General features: G+C 48.3%; 11 protein-coding genes. 4 read left to right on the top strand and 7 right to left on the bottom strand.

Annotated elements, in window-relative coordinates:
• Nucleotides 1–12 precede the first annotated feature (12 nt).
• The 4 genes from aceE to edd form a co-directional block, all read right to left on the bottom strand.
• Nucleotides 13–2,691, bottom strand: coding sequence for a pyruvate dehydrogenase (acetyl-transferring), homodimeric type (gene aceE / locus METBU_RS0109200; protein ID WP_017840340.1), 2,679 nt, complete (start codon nucleotides 2,689–2,691; stop codon nucleotides 13–15).
• A gap of 760 nt (nucleotides 2,692–3,451) precedes the next feature.
• Nucleotides 3,452–4,750 (bottom strand): citrate synthase, encoded by a 1,299-nt coding sequence (gltA, locus tag METBU_RS0109195; RefSeq protein ID WP_017840339.1) that lies wholly within the window; start codon nucleotides 4,748–4,750, stop codon nucleotides 3,452–3,454.
• 238 nt (nucleotides 4,751–4,988) lie between these two features.
• Nucleotides 4,989–5,639, bottom strand: a complete 651-nt coding sequence (locus tag METBU_RS0109190) for a bifunctional 4-hydroxy-2-oxoglutarate aldolase/2-dehydro-3-deoxy-phosphogluconate aldolase (protein ID WP_017840338.1) — start codon at nucleotides 5,637–5,639, stop codon at nucleotides 4,989–4,991.
• Nucleotides 5,640–5,703: 64 nt separating this feature from the next.
• A complete protein-coding gene (gene edd / locus METBU_RS0109185) occupies nucleotides 5,704–7,524 on the bottom strand; it encodes a phosphogluconate dehydratase (RefSeq protein ID WP_017840337.1) in 1,821 nt (606 codons plus the stop codon).
• Nucleotides 7,525–8,504: 980 nt separating this feature from the next.
• Between edd and purE the strand changes: the two genes are divergently transcribed.
• The 3 genes from purE to METBU_RS0109165 all read left to right on the top strand — a co-directional run bounded on the left by purE (nucleotide 8,505) and on the right by METBU_RS0109165 (nucleotide 10,931).
• Nucleotides 8,505–8,999 carry a 5-(carboxyamino)imidazole ribonucleotide mutase gene (gene purE, locus METBU_RS0109175; RefSeq protein ID WP_017840335.1) on the top strand — a complete coding sequence of 165 codons (495 nt, stop codon included), beginning with the start codon at nucleotides 8,505–8,507 and terminating at the stop codon, nucleotides 8,997–8,999.
• Nucleotides 8,999–10,093: a 5-(carboxyamino)imidazole ribonucleotide synthase gene (locus tag METBU_RS0109170; RefSeq protein WP_017840334.1), complete on the top strand. Its 1,095-nt coding sequence runs from the start codon at nucleotides 8,999–9,001 to the stop codon at nucleotides 10,091–10,093. The genes purE and METBU_RS0109170 overlap by 1 nt, the downstream gene beginning before the upstream one ends.
• Nucleotides 10,094–10,175: 82 nt before the next feature.
• Complete coding sequence (locus METBU_RS0109165) at nucleotides 10,176–10,931, top strand: proteasome-type protease (protein ID WP_017840333.1); 756 nt, start codon at nucleotides 10,176–10,178, stop codon at nucleotides 10,929–10,931.
• Nucleotides 10,932–11,245: 314 nt separating this feature from the next.
• Here METBU_RS0109165 and METBU_RS0109160 read toward each other — a convergent pair whose 3' ends face one another.
• The 3 genes from METBU_RS0109160 to METBU_RS0109150 all read right to left on the bottom strand — a co-directional run bounded on the left by METBU_RS0109160 (nucleotide 11,246) and on the right by METBU_RS0109150 (nucleotide 14,423).
• Nucleotides 11,246–12,481 (bottom strand): hypothetical protein, encoded by a 1,236-nt coding sequence (locus METBU_RS0109160; RefSeq protein ID WP_017840332.1) that lies wholly within the window; start codon nucleotides 12,479–12,481, stop codon nucleotides 11,246–11,248.
• A 240-nt stretch (nucleotides 12,482–12,721) separates the two neighbouring features.
• On the bottom strand, nucleotides 12,722–13,603 hold the full coding sequence (locus tag METBU_RS25265; protein ID WP_017840331.1) for an OmpA/MotB family protein: 882 nt from the start codon (nucleotides 13,601–13,603) through the stop codon (nucleotides 12,722–12,724).
• Nucleotides 13,596–14,423: a motility protein A gene (locus METBU_RS0109150; protein ID WP_017840330.1), complete on the bottom strand. Its 828-nt coding sequence runs from the start codon at nucleotides 14,421–14,423 to the stop codon at nucleotides 13,596–13,598. The genes METBU_RS25265 and METBU_RS0109150 overlap by 8 nt, the downstream gene beginning before the upstream one ends.
• A 509-nt stretch (nucleotides 14,424–14,932) precedes the next feature.
• Between METBU_RS0109150 and METBU_RS29000 the strand changes: the two genes are divergently transcribed.
• Nucleotides 14,933–15,055: a hypothetical protein gene (locus METBU_RS29000; RefSeq protein WP_017840329.1), complete on the top strand. Its 123-nt coding sequence runs from the start codon at nucleotides 14,933–14,935 to the stop codon at nucleotides 15,053–15,055.
• The last annotated feature ends 430 nt before the right edge of the window (nucleotides 15,056–15,485 follow it).

The raw sequence follows: 15,485 nt of genomic DNA, 5'->3' as shown, positions 1-15,485 counted from the left end.
CAATTCCTTTAATTAAAGCCGCCACGGGGCAACAGTTTCCGGGTTAATGCCGTATTTGGCAATGGCCGTTTCGACTTTTGCGAGTTCGAATTCGCCGATATCCGCAAGGCTTTTCAGTGCCGCGACAGCGATATGATAACGGTTGACTTCGAAGAATCGGCGCAAGGCTTCGCGAGTATCCGAACGACCGAAACCGTCGGTACCTAAGACAGTATAAGGCGCCGATAAGTAAGGACGAATTTGTTCGGCATACAGGCGAACATAGTCGGTTGCGGCAATGATAGGCCCTTTGGCATTTTCAAGGCATTCGGTGACATGAGGCTTTTTAGGAGTTTCGGTCGGATGCAGCCGATTCCATCGTTCGCAACTGTGTCCGTCGCGGGCCAATTCGGTAAAGCTTGTGCAGCTCCAGAGATCGGCTGTTACGTTCCAGTCGTTTTGCAAAAGTTCGGCTGCGGCGATGGCTTCGCGGAAAATCGTGCCGGAACCCAGCAATTGCACGCGCGTTTTAGCGCGGCCGTCGCCTTTCTTGAACGAGTACATGCCTTTAAGGATCGACTGCTCGATACCTTTCGGCATTGCCGGGTGCTCGTAATTCTCGTTCATTACGGTGATGTAATAGAAAATGTCTTCTTGATCGACATACATCCGACGCAAACCGTCTTGAATGATCACCGCGATTTCGTAAGAAAAGGTCGGGTCGTAGGAAATGCAGTTCGGGACGGTTCCTGCAAAAATATGACTGTGTCCGTCTTCGTGCTGTAAGCCCTCGCCGTTGAGCGTCGTTCTTCCGGCCGTTCCGCCGAGCAAGAAGCCACGCGTGCGTTGGTCGGCTGCCGCCCAAATCAGGTCGGCGACGCGTTGGAAGCCGAACATCGAGTAGAAGATGAAAAACGGAATCATCGGCACGTTATGGGTCGAATAGGATGTGCCGGCCGCGATCCAGTCGCACATGCCGCCCGCTTCGTTGATGCCTTCCTGCAAGACTTGGCCGTTTTTGTCTTCTTTGTAAAACATTAATTGGTCCGCATCCTGAGGGGTATAGAGCTGTCCGACTTGCGACCAGATACCCAATTGGCGGAACATGCCTTCCATGCCGAAAGTGCGGGACTCGTCCGGCACGATCGGTACGATGCGTTTACCGATGTTTTTGTCCTTGACTAAAATATTCAGCATTTTGACGAAAGCCATGGTCGTCGAAATTTCGCGTCCTTCGCCGGTAGCTTCCAACAGCGATTTAAAGTCGGATAGAACGGGGACATTCAAGGCATAGGATTTGGCTCTTCTGTTCGGTAGGTAACCGCCCAATTCGGTGCGGCGTTCTTTCATGTAGGTCAGTTCTTTAGAGTCTTCGGGGAACTTCAGGTAAGGTAGGTCGTGTAGCTGTTCATTGGTTACCGGCAGTTCGTAACGGTCTCTGAATCGCGTCAGGGAAGTGACGCTCATTTTCTTTTGTTGATGCGAGATATTTTGGCCTTCGCCCGACTCGCCCATCGAATAGCCTTTGATCGTTTTGGCCAGTACCACGGTCGGTTGCCCTTTGTGGTTGACTGCGGCATGGAAGGCTGCATAAATTTTTGCAGGATCGTGGCCGCCTCTATTGAGTAACCAAATGTCCAAATCGGACAAATCGGCAACCATCGCTTTCAATTCCGGCGTGTTGAAGAAATGCTCGCGAACATAAGCGCCGTCTTTGGCTTTAAACGTTTGATAATCGCCGTCCACGCATTCCATCATACGTTTGACGAGTAGACCTTGATGGTCGCGGGCCAGCAGTTTGTCCCAATGGCGGCCCCAAACCAGTTTAATGACATTCCAGCCTGCGCCTCGGAAGGTGCCTTCCAGTTCTTGAATGATTTTGCCGTTTCCGCGAACCGGTCCGTCCAGTCGCTGCAGGTTACAATTGACTACAAAAATAAGATTGTCCAATTTTTCGCGGCCGGCCATGCCGATTTCACCGAGTGATTCAGGTTCGTCGGTTTCGCCGTCGCCAAGGAAACACCACACTTTGCGATTGGAGGTGTCTGCTAGGCTTCGGCTTTGCAAATAGCGCATGAAACGGGCTTGGTAGATCGCCATAATGGGGCCTAGGCCCATCGATACGGTCGGGAATTGCCAAAAGTCAGGCATTAGCCATGGGTGTGGATAAGAAGACAGACCGTTGCCGTCGACTTCTTGGCGGAAATTGTCCATCTGTTCTTCGGTCAGTCGGCCCAGTAAAAAAGCTCGGGCATAATCGCCGGGTGCCGAATGGCCTTGCACGAACAGTAGGTCGCCGTCGTGTTGCTCGGACGGCGCGCGCCAGAAATGATTTTGACCGACATCGTAGAGGGTAGCTGCCGATGCGAAACTGGCGATATGGCCGCCGACATTGGTGTTTTTGTTGGCACGAAGCACCATCATCATTGCGTTCCAACGGACATAGGACCGTATTCTTTGCTCGATAGTGGTGTTGCCTGGAAATTGAATTTGCTGATCGACGGGTATCGTATTGATGTAGGCGGTGGTCGCGCTAAACGGTATATTAGAGCCCGATTGTCTGGCGACGGCGACCAGTTTCTCAATCAGATACTGAACGCGGGTTTCGCCCTCGATTTCCATCACTGCTTTCAGTGCATCGATCCATTCCTGGGTCTCGATAGGATCGATATCTTCCTGTTCGACAACCGCAGGGCTTTTATTGTTTTTCATTTATAACTCCACTAATCAGGTAGGTTTGTCTGCCTGAAAATCGCTGTTAGTTTGTTGGTCATTTGTCGTTAGTAACGATTAGAACGCGAATTTTATAACGGTCAAGGGCCGCTTGTCTTGTTATTCGCATGTTTGTCTAAGTTGTTATGAATCGACCGGTGATGTTTTTGGTAGTTATTATACCGATTGCTAACCAAATTTCGGTGACGGCGTGCCTTCATAATTTTATCGTAGGGTGCGCACCGCGCATGATTTTGGTTCGTTTCGTTGGATTCGATGCAATGAAAAGCTGCGCGATGCACACCTTCTTGGGCGGTAAATGTCAACGTAGTTGTCGCATAATTTAAAAAGAACGGTAGTGTCGGTATTTTTCACCGCATTATCGGTCTGTTTCTCAGGGTTTAAACAAACTTTCGCCTGCCAATCCCCGTTTCGGGTGCTACGACACCGACGTTCCAGTATTTTGCGCCTTAGCGCCGTAGGATGGGTAGCAGCGAAGCGTAAACCCATCGCTTTATTTGAGCGAAGGGACGGTAATGGTAACGCAGCCATTAAGTAAGCCCGCGATTTATTACAATTTGGCAGGGCGGGGTTTGCAACCCTGTCCCGCAGAGAAAAGGGGTTAGGGGAGATTATTTAAATAAATCCCCCTCAATCCCCCCCTTTTCAAAGGGGGATGCAAAGTTCCAACTTGTTTTAAATGCAGAAGTCTGAATAGCTACTTCCATGATGGGTTTCGCTCCGCTCTACCCGTCCTACATTAACGTGCGCTGATTGAAACGACATCGCGTAGCGTGTGACCTTTATATAGCTGACGCGGTCGACCGATTTTTTGTTCTTCGTCGGAAATCATTTCATCCCAGTGAGCAATCCAGCCTATTGAGCGGGCCATCGCGAAAATCGCAGTAAACATTACGGTTGGGATGCCCAGTGCGCGCATTACGATACCGGAATAAAAATCGACATTCGGATAAAGTTTTTTCTCGATGAAGTAATCGTCTTCTAGGGCGATGCGTTCCAATTCAAGCGCCAGTTTGAATAACGGGTCATCATGGAGTCCTAGTTCGGTTAGTACTTCATGGCAGGTTTCTCGCATTAGTTTGGCTCGCGGGTCGTAGTTTTTATAAACACGATGTCCGAAACCCATTAATCTAAACGGATCGTTTTTATCCTTGGCTTTGTTGATGAACTCGCCGATTTTTGAGACATCGCCGATTTCGAGCAGCATTCTGAGTACCGCTTCGTTAGCGCCTCCGTGAGCGGCGCCCCAAAGGCAAGCAATGCCGGAGGTGATACAAGCATAAGGGTTGGCGCCGGAAGAGCCGGCCAGTCTGACCGTGGAGGTTGATGCATTTTGTTCATGATCGGCATGCAGAATCAAAATTCTGTCCATTGCTCTGACTAAAACCGGGTTTTGTACATAGTCTTCGCAAGGTGTCGCATGCATCATATACATGAAATTTTCGACATAACCCAATTTGTTTTGCGGGTACATGAATGGCATGCCGATGCTATATTTGTGGCTCATTGCAACGATTGTCGGCATCTTGGCAATCAGGCGGATAGCAGATAAATTTCGGTCTATCGGACACCGGATGTCGAGTTCATGATGGTAAAAAGCGGATAGGGCGCCGACCACGGCAACCAAGGTTGCCATGGGGTGGGCGTCGCGGCGGAATCCTTTATAAAAGCCGGTCAGTTGATCGTGAACCATTGTGTGATAAGTGATGTCATTGACAAACTCTTGCATTTGCCGGCCATTCGGCAATTCATCATGCAGTAATAAGTAGCACACCTCCATGAAATCGCATTTTTCAGCCAGTTGTTCAATCGGATAACCTCGATAAAGAAGGATTCCCTTGTCGCCGTCGATGAATGTGATTCTAGAACTACAGCTGGCGGTGGATGTAAAGCCCGGGTCGTATGTAAATGCGCCGGTATCACGGTAGAGCGTTCGGATATCGATCACATCGGGACCGATAGTCCCTTGAAGGACAGGTAGTTCGCATGAAATCCGATCGTCCTCATTCCGTATCGTTACTTGGTTGTGGTTAGTCATGGTATTACCCTTCTGTTAAGTATTCGTGATATCCCGGCCTGTTAAATTTATACCCAATAACGCGCGGGCGTTCTGTTATCAATAACTTTAATGCAACGGCACAAGCGTAAGGCTTTACGTATTTTTTTCAATGTCGGAATTCAAAGTACTGATTGCATAAGCTGTGTAATCAGTTTCAGTATTTCAGCGAGCTGCATACAAGCGACATGCTAAAAAATAAATAGGCGCTGACAGAGCGTTATTTCTTTACGGCATTCATAATTGCGGTTTTAGCTAATTCGGTAATTCTGAGCCAGTCCTTGGCGGCGACAGCATCATCCGGGGCTAACCAGGAGCCGCCAACACACGCAACATTCGGTAAGTTTAGATAATCGTTATAGTTACTGGCGGATATTCCTCCGGTCGGACAAAATGTAGCTGAAGGAATGGGACCGGCAATACCTTTCAGCATATTGACGCCGCCGGCTGCAGCGGCAGGAAAAAACTTAAAGTGATCCAGGCCGTATTCCATGCCTAACATCAGTTCGGAGATCGTTGATATTCCTGGGATGAGCGCGATATTGCTATTTGTCGCAGCTTTCAGTAATGTCGGTGTCAGGCCAGGGCTGATCGCAAATACGGCACCGGCTTTTTCGGCAGCCTGCAATTGCTCCGGAGAGGTTACTGTGCCTACGCCAACAATGGCATCCTTGACTTGTTCACTGATAAGCTTAATGGCATCGAGCGCAACCGGTGTGCGTAACGTGATCTCGAGGACTTTGATGCCGCCCTCGGTCAATGCTTGCGCCAAAGGCACGGCGTCCTCGAGATTTTTGATGACCATGACAGGCATGACAGGGCCGGCGTTCAGCACCGAGGAGGGTTGAAGTTTCCAATTGTTTTGTGTCATTTTAAGTGGTTTTCCGTTAGCTATGATTTTGCGCTTTGCTTTTTCCGTTCAAGTGGCCTGGCCGTTAGTCGTTGATGAAGACGTTGGTTGCCCCGGTTTCCGCGGAGGAGGCGTTTAGGCGAAAGCCTGCGAACAATTCGCGGCCCATGCCGTGATGATGATCTTTGGCATGATTTGCGGCCGGGCGGCGGGCATTGAATTCGGTATTATCGATCAATACATTGATTTCGCCGGTTTGTGCATTTAGACGAATCATATCACCATTGCGTACTTTTGCCAGTGGTCCGCCATCCGCGCATTCCGGGCACATATGAATCGCCGAGGGGACTTTGCCTGATGCGCCGGACATGCGCCCATCTGTTACCAGCGCAACTTTGAACCCTTTGTCTTGTAATAAACCCAGTGGCGGGGTTAGTTTATGCAGTTCCGGCATGCCGTTGGATTTCGGTCCTTGGAATCGTATGACCGCAATAAAATCCTTTTCCAGCTCGCCGCGCTTGAAGGCTGCCATTAAATCATCTTGATCATCGAAGACAACGGCCGGCGCTTCTACGATTTGATGTTCTTCTTTAACGGCGGAAACTTTCGATATGCCGCGTCCCAAATTGCCGTGCATGACATGTAAGCCACCGCTCTTGGCAAAAGGTTTTTCGACAGTACACAATACTTCGGGGTCAAGTGAGGTAGCCGGGCAAGGTTCCCAAGTCAATTGGCCGTCGATGAGTTTGGGTTCCTGCGTGTAGTTTTGCATACCCTGTTTGTCGGCGACAGTGATGATGTCTTCGTGCAGCAAGCCATTACGTAATAACTCACCGATCAACACACCCATACCGCCGGCGGCCTGGAAATGATTCACGTCGGCGGGGCCGTTCGGATAGATTTTGGCGATTAACGGCACAACTTTCGATAGATTATCGAAATCATCCCAATTGATCACGATGCCTGCTGTGCGTGCGATTGCTACTAAATGCATCGTGTGGTTCGTAGAGCCGCCGGTTGCGAGAAGACCGACGATGGCATTGACGATGGCTTTTTCGTCGATGACATGGCCTATAGGGCGGAAATCGTTGCCCAGTGCCGTGAATTTCAGTACCTGCTTAGTAGCCGCTTTAGTCAGTTCGTCGCGTAGCGGCGTATAGGGATTAATGAACGAACTTCCGGGCAGATGAAGTCCCATGATTTCAACCATCATTTGGTTGCTGTTCGCGGTACCGTAAAAAGTACAAGTGCCGGGGCCGTGGTAGGCTTTCGATTCGGATTCAAGCAGTTCCTTGCGCCCGATTTTGCCTTCGGCATATTGTTGGCGAGTGCGCGCTTTTTCTTTGTTGGTAATACCGCTGGTCATCGGGCCGGCCGGCACGAATACGGCAGGCAAATGACCGAAGCTCAATGCACCCATTAATAAGCCGGGTACGATTTTATCGCAAACTCCCAAATATAGAGCGGCATCGAACATGTCGTGGCTCAAGCTGATCGCGGTCGACATCGCTATCACGTCGCGGCTGAACAGGGATAGTTCCATGCCGGGTTGTCCTTGCGTGACACCGTCGCACATTGCCGGAACGCCGCCGGCGAATTGGGCGATGCCGCCGGCTTCTTTCGCCGCGGCCTTGATTAAATTGGGGAAATCTTTATAGGGCTCGTGAGCCGAGAGCATGTCGTTATAAGCGGAAACAATTGCGACATTGGCTTTTTGGTCTCCCGCTAGGTCTGCTTTTTCCGAAGCAGCGCAAGCGGCGAAGCCATGCGCAAGATTGCCGCAGCCGAGCGCCGAGCGATGAGGGCCTTTTTTAACCGCCGAATCGATTCTAGCCAAGTATAGGGCGCGGCTTTCACGGCTGCGTTCAATAATTTCTTCGGTAACTGAATTAAGAATGGGGTGCATGAAGTCTTCCTTCTAGTGGATGTCGCGTATTTATCGCAAATAACCTGAACGATAAATTAAAGAGCCTTTCTCGCTACGCTCGAGAGGTGGTTGCCGTTAAGTTATCTGGTTTTGGAGGGGGCGTCGGCTCGGCAGGCGTCGATGAATGAGCCGGATAAGACGAAGCTGCGTTGTTTTAAAGTTTTTTGCGATTGCATAGGCGATAAGGTAAAAGTGTTATTTAGCGGAAGACGATTGAGCGATTTGGCTATTGTTCAATCACCTTAAGCAAATATTAGGCCGTTAGGTCATTTGTTTATAAATATTTGTTATATATGTATTATTATTTCGCATTCGCTAGTATTCGAGTCATTGGAAGGGCGAATTTAAGCAGCAATTATACATCTAAACCGGTTCTTGCACCAAAATAGCCAAAAATCGCAGCAATTACCAGTTTGTGCATTTACCGGCGGATTTCAGCAATTCCCAGTTTGAGCAGTTTCGCCGATTTTAGGGTGTGGGGTATGCCTGTCGAGGAACCCTGTGAACCCATCCATGGGGCACTGCCATTAAGTTAAGGATTTTTCCGTTCGCCCTGAGTCTGTCGAAGGGTGAATGGAAAAATCCTGGGTCGATAAGTTAAGCCGTCCATGGTTCGACAGGCTCACCACGAACGGCTTAACTTAATGGCAGTGATCCATGGGGGGGCAGATCGAACGCCAAGGATGGCGTGAATGCAGATTTTGCATGGAGCAAAAATCTGCCCTGCTGCCGATATCCTCGCCAAGCACGCTTCTCGCCCTTGTTGATTTCCAAATTGGGAATTGCTGCAAAAAATCGTCCAATCGTGCGTGCCTGAGGAGCGGGCGTTGCTAAACGGTAGACGGGGGAGGGTGAATTGAGTTTGCGTGAATGACAGATTTTAAACTTTATCGATGTCGGGTACAATTGCCGGCCTTTGTTGATCCGGTATCGGAAATGGCGCTTAGAGGAAATCATAAATGACTGTTTTAGTTGGAATCATTATGGGGTCGACTTCCGATTGGGAGACGATGCGGTTTGCGGCCGAAAAGCTTGAGCAATTCGGCATTGCTCATGAAGTTGAAGTCGTTTCCGCGCATCGAACGCCGGATAAATTATTTGCTTATGCCGATGCGGCGGAAAGCAGAGGTTTGGAGGTGATCATCGCCGGTGCCGGCGGCGCTGCGCATTTACCGGGTATGGTCGCGGCAAAAACGGCGGTTCCGGTATTGGGCGTGCCGATCCAATCCAAAGCGCTCAACGGCATGGATTCTTTATTGTCGATTGTGCAAATGCCGGCCGGTATTCCGGTCGGAACACTAGCTATCGGTAAGGCGGGAGCGATTAATGCGGCTTTGCTAGCAGCGGCAATAGTCGGTAATAAATATCCGGAATACCGGGAAGTTTTACAGCTATTTAGACAGCAACAGACTGATACTGTATTGGCGAATGCCGATCCGAGGAGTGTTAAATAATGATGATTGGTATCTTGGGCGGCGGGCAATTGGCAAGAATGTTGGCATTGGCAGGGAAACCCTTAGGCTTGCAGTTCATGTTCTTTGATCCGGCGGACGAGGCTTGTGCGAGCGAATTAGGCGAGCATTTGCAAGGTGACTATACGGATCGTGCTCTGTTGGCGCAAATGGCCGAACGTTGCGATGTGGTCACTTACGAATTCGAAAACGTTCCGGTCGAAATTATCGATTTTATCGCTGAAAAAACGCCTGTTTATCCATCGGCTAAGGCTTTGGCGGTAGGCCAGGACCGCTTGACCGAAAAGAATTTTTTTCGAGAGCTTGGTATTCCGACCGCGCCTTATTATGCTGTCGATAGTTTCGAACGCCTGCAGGAAGTTATGCCGGAAATTGGTTGGCCGGCGATTTTGAAAACCCGAAGACTTGGCTATGACGGGAAAGGCCAAGCCATTTCCCGTTCCGCGGCCGATTTACAGGAAGCTTGGCGGGAACTGGAGGGTTCGCCGGTCATTGTCGAAGGTTTCGTGCCGTTTCGCCGTGAGGTTTCTATCATAGCAGCGCGCAATATTTCAGGAGCTATCGTTTATTATCCATTATCGGAAAATCAGCATCGAGGAGGTATTCTTCGCTTGGCCAAGAGTAGCGATAACGATCCGTTGCAGTCGCAAGCGGAATCGATGATTGCAAGGTTGCTGGAGGCATTGGATTATGTTGGCGTACTTGCGTTAGAGTTGTTCGATCTCGACGGGCATCTAGTCGCTAATGAGTTTGCTCCGCGCGTGCACAACTCGGGTCATTGGACGATTGAAGGCTCCGAAACCAGCCAATTTGAAAACCATTTGCGCGCGATACTCGATCAGCCTTTGGGCAACACCAAGACACGGGGTTTTGCCGCGATGCAAAATTTTATCGGCGGCGTGCCGAACCTGAAAGAAGTGTTGGCTCTGTCCGAAGTTCATATGCATTTGTATAACAAGACGCCAAGAAAAGGCCGTAAAGTCGCTCATGCCACAGTCAGATCGGATACTCCGGAGGCTTTATCCGGGCGGATAGCTGCGTTGGCAAAGCTGGCCGAGCAGACCGACGATTCTTGAAAGCAGGCTTCCGGTATCCGTTTCTGGACCCCGTCCTTATTTATAGGATAGACTGACCGGATTATTTTTTCAGATCTTGATTATGACTTACTGTATCGCCGCTTCACTCAATGAAGGTCTCGTTTTAGTGTCCGATTCAAGGACCAATGCCGGGATCGATAATGTCAGCACTTATGGGAAAATGCACGCGTTCGAGACGAATGCCGATCGCAAAATCGTTCTGTTGAGTGCGGGCAATTTGGCAACGACGCAAGCCGTTTTAGAGCAGTTGAAGCGCGATAAGCTCAAGGATGCGAAGATTAATATCAATTCGGTTGACTATTTGTCGGATGCGGCTAATTACCTCGGACAGGTCAGTCTCGAGAAACAAAAGCAGCATCTCGATACCGAAGGGCAATCGGCGTTCAATCCGTCCGCCACGTTTATTATTGCGGGTCAAATCGGCAATGAGCCGCCGGGAGCTTATATGGTCTATGCCGAAGGCAATAGCATTACGACTTCTCCGCATACACCGTTCCTGCAAATCGGCGAAATTAAATACGGTAAGCCGGTGTTGGATCGTTTTTTGAAGCTCGATACCCCATTGGACGAAGCCGCGCGCTGCTGCTTGGTTTCGATGGATTCGACGATACGCAGTAATGCTAGCGTCGGACCGCCGGTCGAAATGTTGATTTATCGTAAGGATAGTTTCCGTCTGGATGAGTATTATTGTTTCGAGGCCGAAAACCCTTATATGGTTAATCTAAGAAAAAGTTGGGAAAGTACGTTGCGTGAGGCCTTCGCGAAGTTGCCGCCGTTAATGTCGCAGTACGCTAAGCCATTGGAGCCCGATCTTTGAGTCGTAATTATTCCCCTTTATCGTTCCCATGCTCCAGCGGTCGCCATTATTCATAAGTGGTAAATACCGTCTTGCCATATTAGCGAATGTGACCTCGATACCCTTTATTGTTACTTAACGTACCCGGCTTCGAAGTCGCGACGAAGGCGTCGCTCCCACAGAGAGCGGCGGATGCTATGTGGGAGCAATCTTTCTGCGGGACGGGGTATTTTACCCGTCCCTAACCTTTCGGTTTGCCTCAAATGTCTCGGCTTCCTTTGACCTCGGACGAAACGCTCAGAGCCAGGTTGTGCCAACCGTCCTCTCAAGGGAGTTTATCGCCACCGCCTTCCTAAGGGTCTTGCTACCGCCGCTTCCCACCAGTTTAATTCGCGTACGATCGGATTTTGACAGTTTTCATAACCGCTGTATTCGATGCCTTTAAATATCTCTTTTTGTAGCCAAGCATAGGCTTCCGGCGATTCGCTTTTCAATCGCTGCGGAATCAAAATATACTGACTAAGCAGTTCTGCCAGTTTTTCATTGATTTTGCCGTTATAACGACCGTCATTGACTTCCCAAAGAAATTCAAAGGCGTCGAACCAGCGGGATGGCCATAACGCCAAATCAGCATCCTTGATCATATGCATATAGACGATATCGGTTGAAAGTTTGCGATACCAAAAGAAAAAATATAGCGACTCATGCCCATTCCAAAAATGAAAGTTGTCGATCACATGGGCTAGTTCATGCACGATCAACGGGATTCTGAAATCGACCAGATATTTCAACCCGATATCTTTATAAAAATGACCCTCTTTGGCTTTATCGAAATTCTTGATCGTAAAAACAATGCGATTGCTGCCGCTGTATACCTGGGCGACGACTTGGTTTAAAAAGCCGACGCCGGGAATGATGGTCATGGGGTGTGTGTCGTCGGCCCAAACTTGGCTTTCGGTGTCGCCCGGCAATGCATCAAGGATCAATCGCTGCGTTTTTTCCGGGATTTTAGCGCTTACGAATACCTTATCGAGATCCCTGATTGGCTTGGCTTTGACGATGAAGTCGCGCATGAACGGCGGAATCTTTCTTAGGCCTTTTTCAAATGCATATAAATGATCGGTTTCAAAACGCGGCAGGCGGTAGTGGTTGCTATGCTTGATCGCGGTTTTGGTGTCGTAAAACAGTGCTAAAACGCGAAGCGCGTTTTCTCTGTCGTCCCAATAACCTTCGAGAATACATAACTCGTCTTGGTTTTGATTACGGCAATGTTTCTTGATTTGCTTTAGGTCGTCGAGGTGATCGGGGTGGGTGTGGCGGGTTAGGAAAGCGACTGCCGCTTGCCGGAGTCCTGGATTATCGTTTTCGTAATGATGAATGATTTCATTAAGTCGCTCGATCGGCAAATAGCCGGATTCGCTTGTGGTGCATAATAATTCGGAGTCTTGGGAAAGCGTGAAGAAGCGGTTTTTGAAAAGGCCGCTAAACGTTGGCTCTTGCGCCGATGCTTGTAGGTGCATGGCGGTCAGCAGAATGAGCCCCATAATTCTTAAATTCGGCAGTTTAATCATGAAGCACATGAGGTCTTTCAATCGCTTGTCCTAAAATTTTGAATCCAAGAGACTTAGGGTTTCGTGACAAATAAATTCCTGAAATCATGAGCTTTCTAGCGGGTTCGGTAACTCGCTTGACAGGGCGCCTTCACAGCGTCCTTTGATGATCACCCCGGTGCCGAATTTTGATCTGCGATGGGTATATTTATAACCAAATCCTTATGTTTCAGGGTTCGTAATAGCAAAGCTTTGATAAAATCATGGAGAGGTTTGTTCCTTAACCTTAATCAAAATATTCACGCGTCGATTCATTTCTCGGCCTTCAGGGGTGTCGTTGTCGGCAATCGGTTGCGTGTCTGCGTAAGTCACTGCGCGCATTCGAGTGCTCTCGAGGCCTTGTGTCGTCAAGTAATGTAAAACACTTGTGGCTCTAGCGGCGCCTAATTCCCAGTTTGACGGAAATTGAACGGTTCTGATCGGACGATTATCGGTATGACCTTCGATGAAAATCAATCCGACAGCCTGTTGTAACAGAGGCACTAGATCGTCGAGTAAATGTTTGCCCGGGTCGGTCAGGTTGGCTTGCGACGACTCGAATAAAATATTGTCTTGGATTTCCAGTTGTGCATAATCCTCCGTTATCTTGATCGCTACCGACTTATCCAAGCCCATTTGTTCGAGTTTTTCCGATAATTTTGATTGCAGTGTTTCCTGTGGCGTTGTTTCCGGAGCGGGTATTAAAAAAGTTTCTTCCGGTTCAATGTCGGGCGTTATTTTGTCACTAACAATCGGTTCCTCCGGTTTTTCAATCGGGGGTTTGGGAGGCCCTATGAATGGTGCGGCGGCAGACGGCTCAGGCTTTGTTTCGATAGTCGGAGGCGGTTCTTCGATGATCCGTTCGGCTTTAGGTAAGGCCGGTTTAGGTTTTTTAATCGGTTGCGGAGTAGCGATCAATGTCTTGGGTTCGGTTTCGATAGAAAAATCGCTGAGCGCTATGAGCGTAATGATAAACATTAGAATCAATACGAATACATCGAGATAACTGATGAGCCAGTTTTGATTTCCCGGCTTATGGCTGTCTTCCATCAATTCTTCAAATGTTTGCGAAGACTGTAGCTTGAAAAATGGGTCTTTATTCATCGATTTTCAGTTCATTGTCATAATGAGCAATAAATGATTTAAGCGTTTCTCTTACAAAAGAAGGGTTGCGATTGTCGGCGATTAAGGTGATGCCCTCCATGACCATGCTCATAATCATGACGCGATGTTCGGTGCGTCTTTCTAGTTTGATTGCGATCGGGGTAAAAACGAGATTGGCTAGTATCAAACCGTAAAATGTCGTGATTAGAGAAACCCCCATGTTGAAGGTAATAGCGCCAATATCCCTCATGTCGATGATTTGCAGCATGTTAATCAAGCCGATCAACGTGCCCAGCATGCCGAAGGCCGGTGCAAAGGCTGCCATGCTGTGGAAAATATTGGCTTCGGCTTTTTCCTTGGCTTTTAGTCTAGCGATCCGCCATTTCAATAGCGATAAAATATCATCGACAGGCGTTTGATCGACAACCAATTGAAAGCCTGTTTTTAGATAAGGGTTATTGATCGTATCGATAATATTTTCAATGGCCATGAAGTTTCGAGTGAACCACATTTTCGAAACATTGATGATTTCATCGGCCTCATGTTGAGGGTTTAGGCTTTCATAAAGAAAAATCAGTTTGACCGATTTTAATCCATTAATGATATCTCTTAAGGGGTAGCTCAACAGTACCGAAGCAATCGTGCCGACAACGACAATAAAGAGTCCGGTCCAATTCATGAATGAATTGAAATCATTGGCTGCATAAAGACCGATAAATAAGCACAGCACTATGCCGCATAAAAAGCCTAGAGCAGTCGAGTAATTTAGTTTCTTTTTAGTATTCTGAAAAGTGTGGTTTAGCAAGTTGCTTTTTTTCATCGGCTTATTCTAGGCAATGCTATGCAAATGGTTTAAAGAAAAAAGGGACTTTGCGAAATGTTGAATTAAACATTCGAAGCTATTTAGCGTTTCTGGTCGGATTGGCTTCAGTATTGATTATAAATCAACGCCCTTCATAAAATAGGTAAGTTATTTACGAACAAGTGCTTATGCTGAATAATTATACCTTTCGCACTTCAAATTTCGGCAGTGCCCGAGGAGGCGCCGGGGTGTTAGGTCGATTTTTGCTCCTCGGCAATTGCTGAGTTACATGGATGTAATGAATGCAGAAAATGCAGGAGCATTTTTCTGCCCTGCATTGCCCTAAATACACGCCATCCGTGGCGTAATGCAAAATCGACATTCACGCCATCCATGGCGCTCGCAAAGCAGCAATTCCCAGTTTGAGCAGTTTCGCCGATTTTAGGGTGTGGGGTATGCCTGTCGAGGAACGCCGTAAACCCATCCATGGGGGCTTGGCGGCAGCTCGAGCGCCAAGGATGGCGTGAATGCAGATTTTGCAGGAGCAAAAATCTGCAAGCGCCAAGGATGGCGTGAATGCAGATTTTGCAGGAGCAAAAATCTGCCCTGCTGCCGATATCCTCGCCAAGCACGCTTCTCGCCCTTGTTGATTTCCAAATTGGGAATTGCTGCTCGCAAAGGCTTTACCAGCATGGAGCTGGCATAGAGCCTACATGGACGTATTCACGGCGTCCTTTGGCGGACACCCCGGCGCCGAGTTTTGATCTACGACGGGTATACAAACACTCGTTCATTAAGTTATGAAATTTTGGCAGCGCTTGGTTAGGAAATATTCCTTTAGATTAGGTGAGGTGGATTATCCAAGCAATCAGTAAAGACAATTGTCATATGAATTGAAATATAATATCGATTTTGGCACACTAGAGTAAAAAGAAATCGGAGATTTTTTTTACATGTCTATCGAACGAGCCAAGGTAAAATCAGGGTTTCGATCCTATTGATTTTATATTGCTTTTAACGTAAGTATTCAGCCCCTCAATTTCTCTTTTTCAAAGTGGGGAGAAAGTTCCTGCTTGTTTT

The organism is Methylotuvimicrobium buryatense 5G, from assembly GCF_000341735.1.
In the GTDB taxonomy this organism is placed as follows: domain Bacteria; phylum Pseudomonadota; class Gammaproteobacteria; order Methylococcales; family Methylomonadaceae; genus Methylotuvimicrobium; species Methylotuvimicrobium buryatense.
This window is presented reverse-complemented; position numbering and strand designations above follow the sequence as displayed.

Coding starts and splice junctions, on each gene's coding strand:
- aceE (WP_017840340.1), bottom strand. CDS start 2,691: ATGAAAAACAATAAAAGCCCTGCGGTTGTCGAACAGGAAGATATCGAT.
- gltA (WP_017840339.1), bottom strand. CDS start 4,750: ATGACTAACCACAACCAAGTAACGATACGGAATGAGGACGATCGGATT.
- METBU_RS0109190 (WP_017840338.1), bottom strand. CDS start 5,639: ATGACACAAAACAATTGGAAACTTCAACCCTCCTCGGTGCTGAACGCC.
- edd (WP_017840337.1), bottom strand. CDS start 7,524: ATGCACCCCATTCTTAATTCAGTTACCGAAGAAATTATTGAACGCAGC.
- purE (WP_017840335.1), top strand. CDS start 8,505: ATGACTGTTTTAGTTGGAATCATTATGGGGTCGACTTCCGATTGGGAG.
- METBU_RS0109170 (WP_017840334.1), top strand. CDS start 8,999: ATGATGATTGGTATCTTGGGCGGCGGGCAATTGGCAAGAATGTTGGCA.
- METBU_RS0109165 (WP_017840333.1), top strand. CDS start 10,176: ATGACTTACTGTATCGCCGCTTCACTCAATGAAGGTCTCGTTTTAGTG.
- METBU_RS0109160 (WP_017840332.1), bottom strand. CDS start 12,481: ATGATTAAACTGCCGAATTTAAGAATTATGGGGCTCATTCTGCTGACC.
- METBU_RS25265 (WP_017840331.1), bottom strand. CDS start 13,603: ATGAATAAAGACCCATTTTTCAAGCTACAGTCTTCGCAAACATTTGAA.
- METBU_RS0109150 (WP_017840330.1), bottom strand. CDS start 14,423: ATGAAAAAAAGCAACTTGCTAAACCACACTTTTCAGAATACTAAAAAG.
- METBU_RS29000 (WP_017840329.1), top strand. CDS start 14,933: ATGCAGATTTTGCAGGAGCAAAAATCTGCAAGCGCCAAGGATGGCGTG.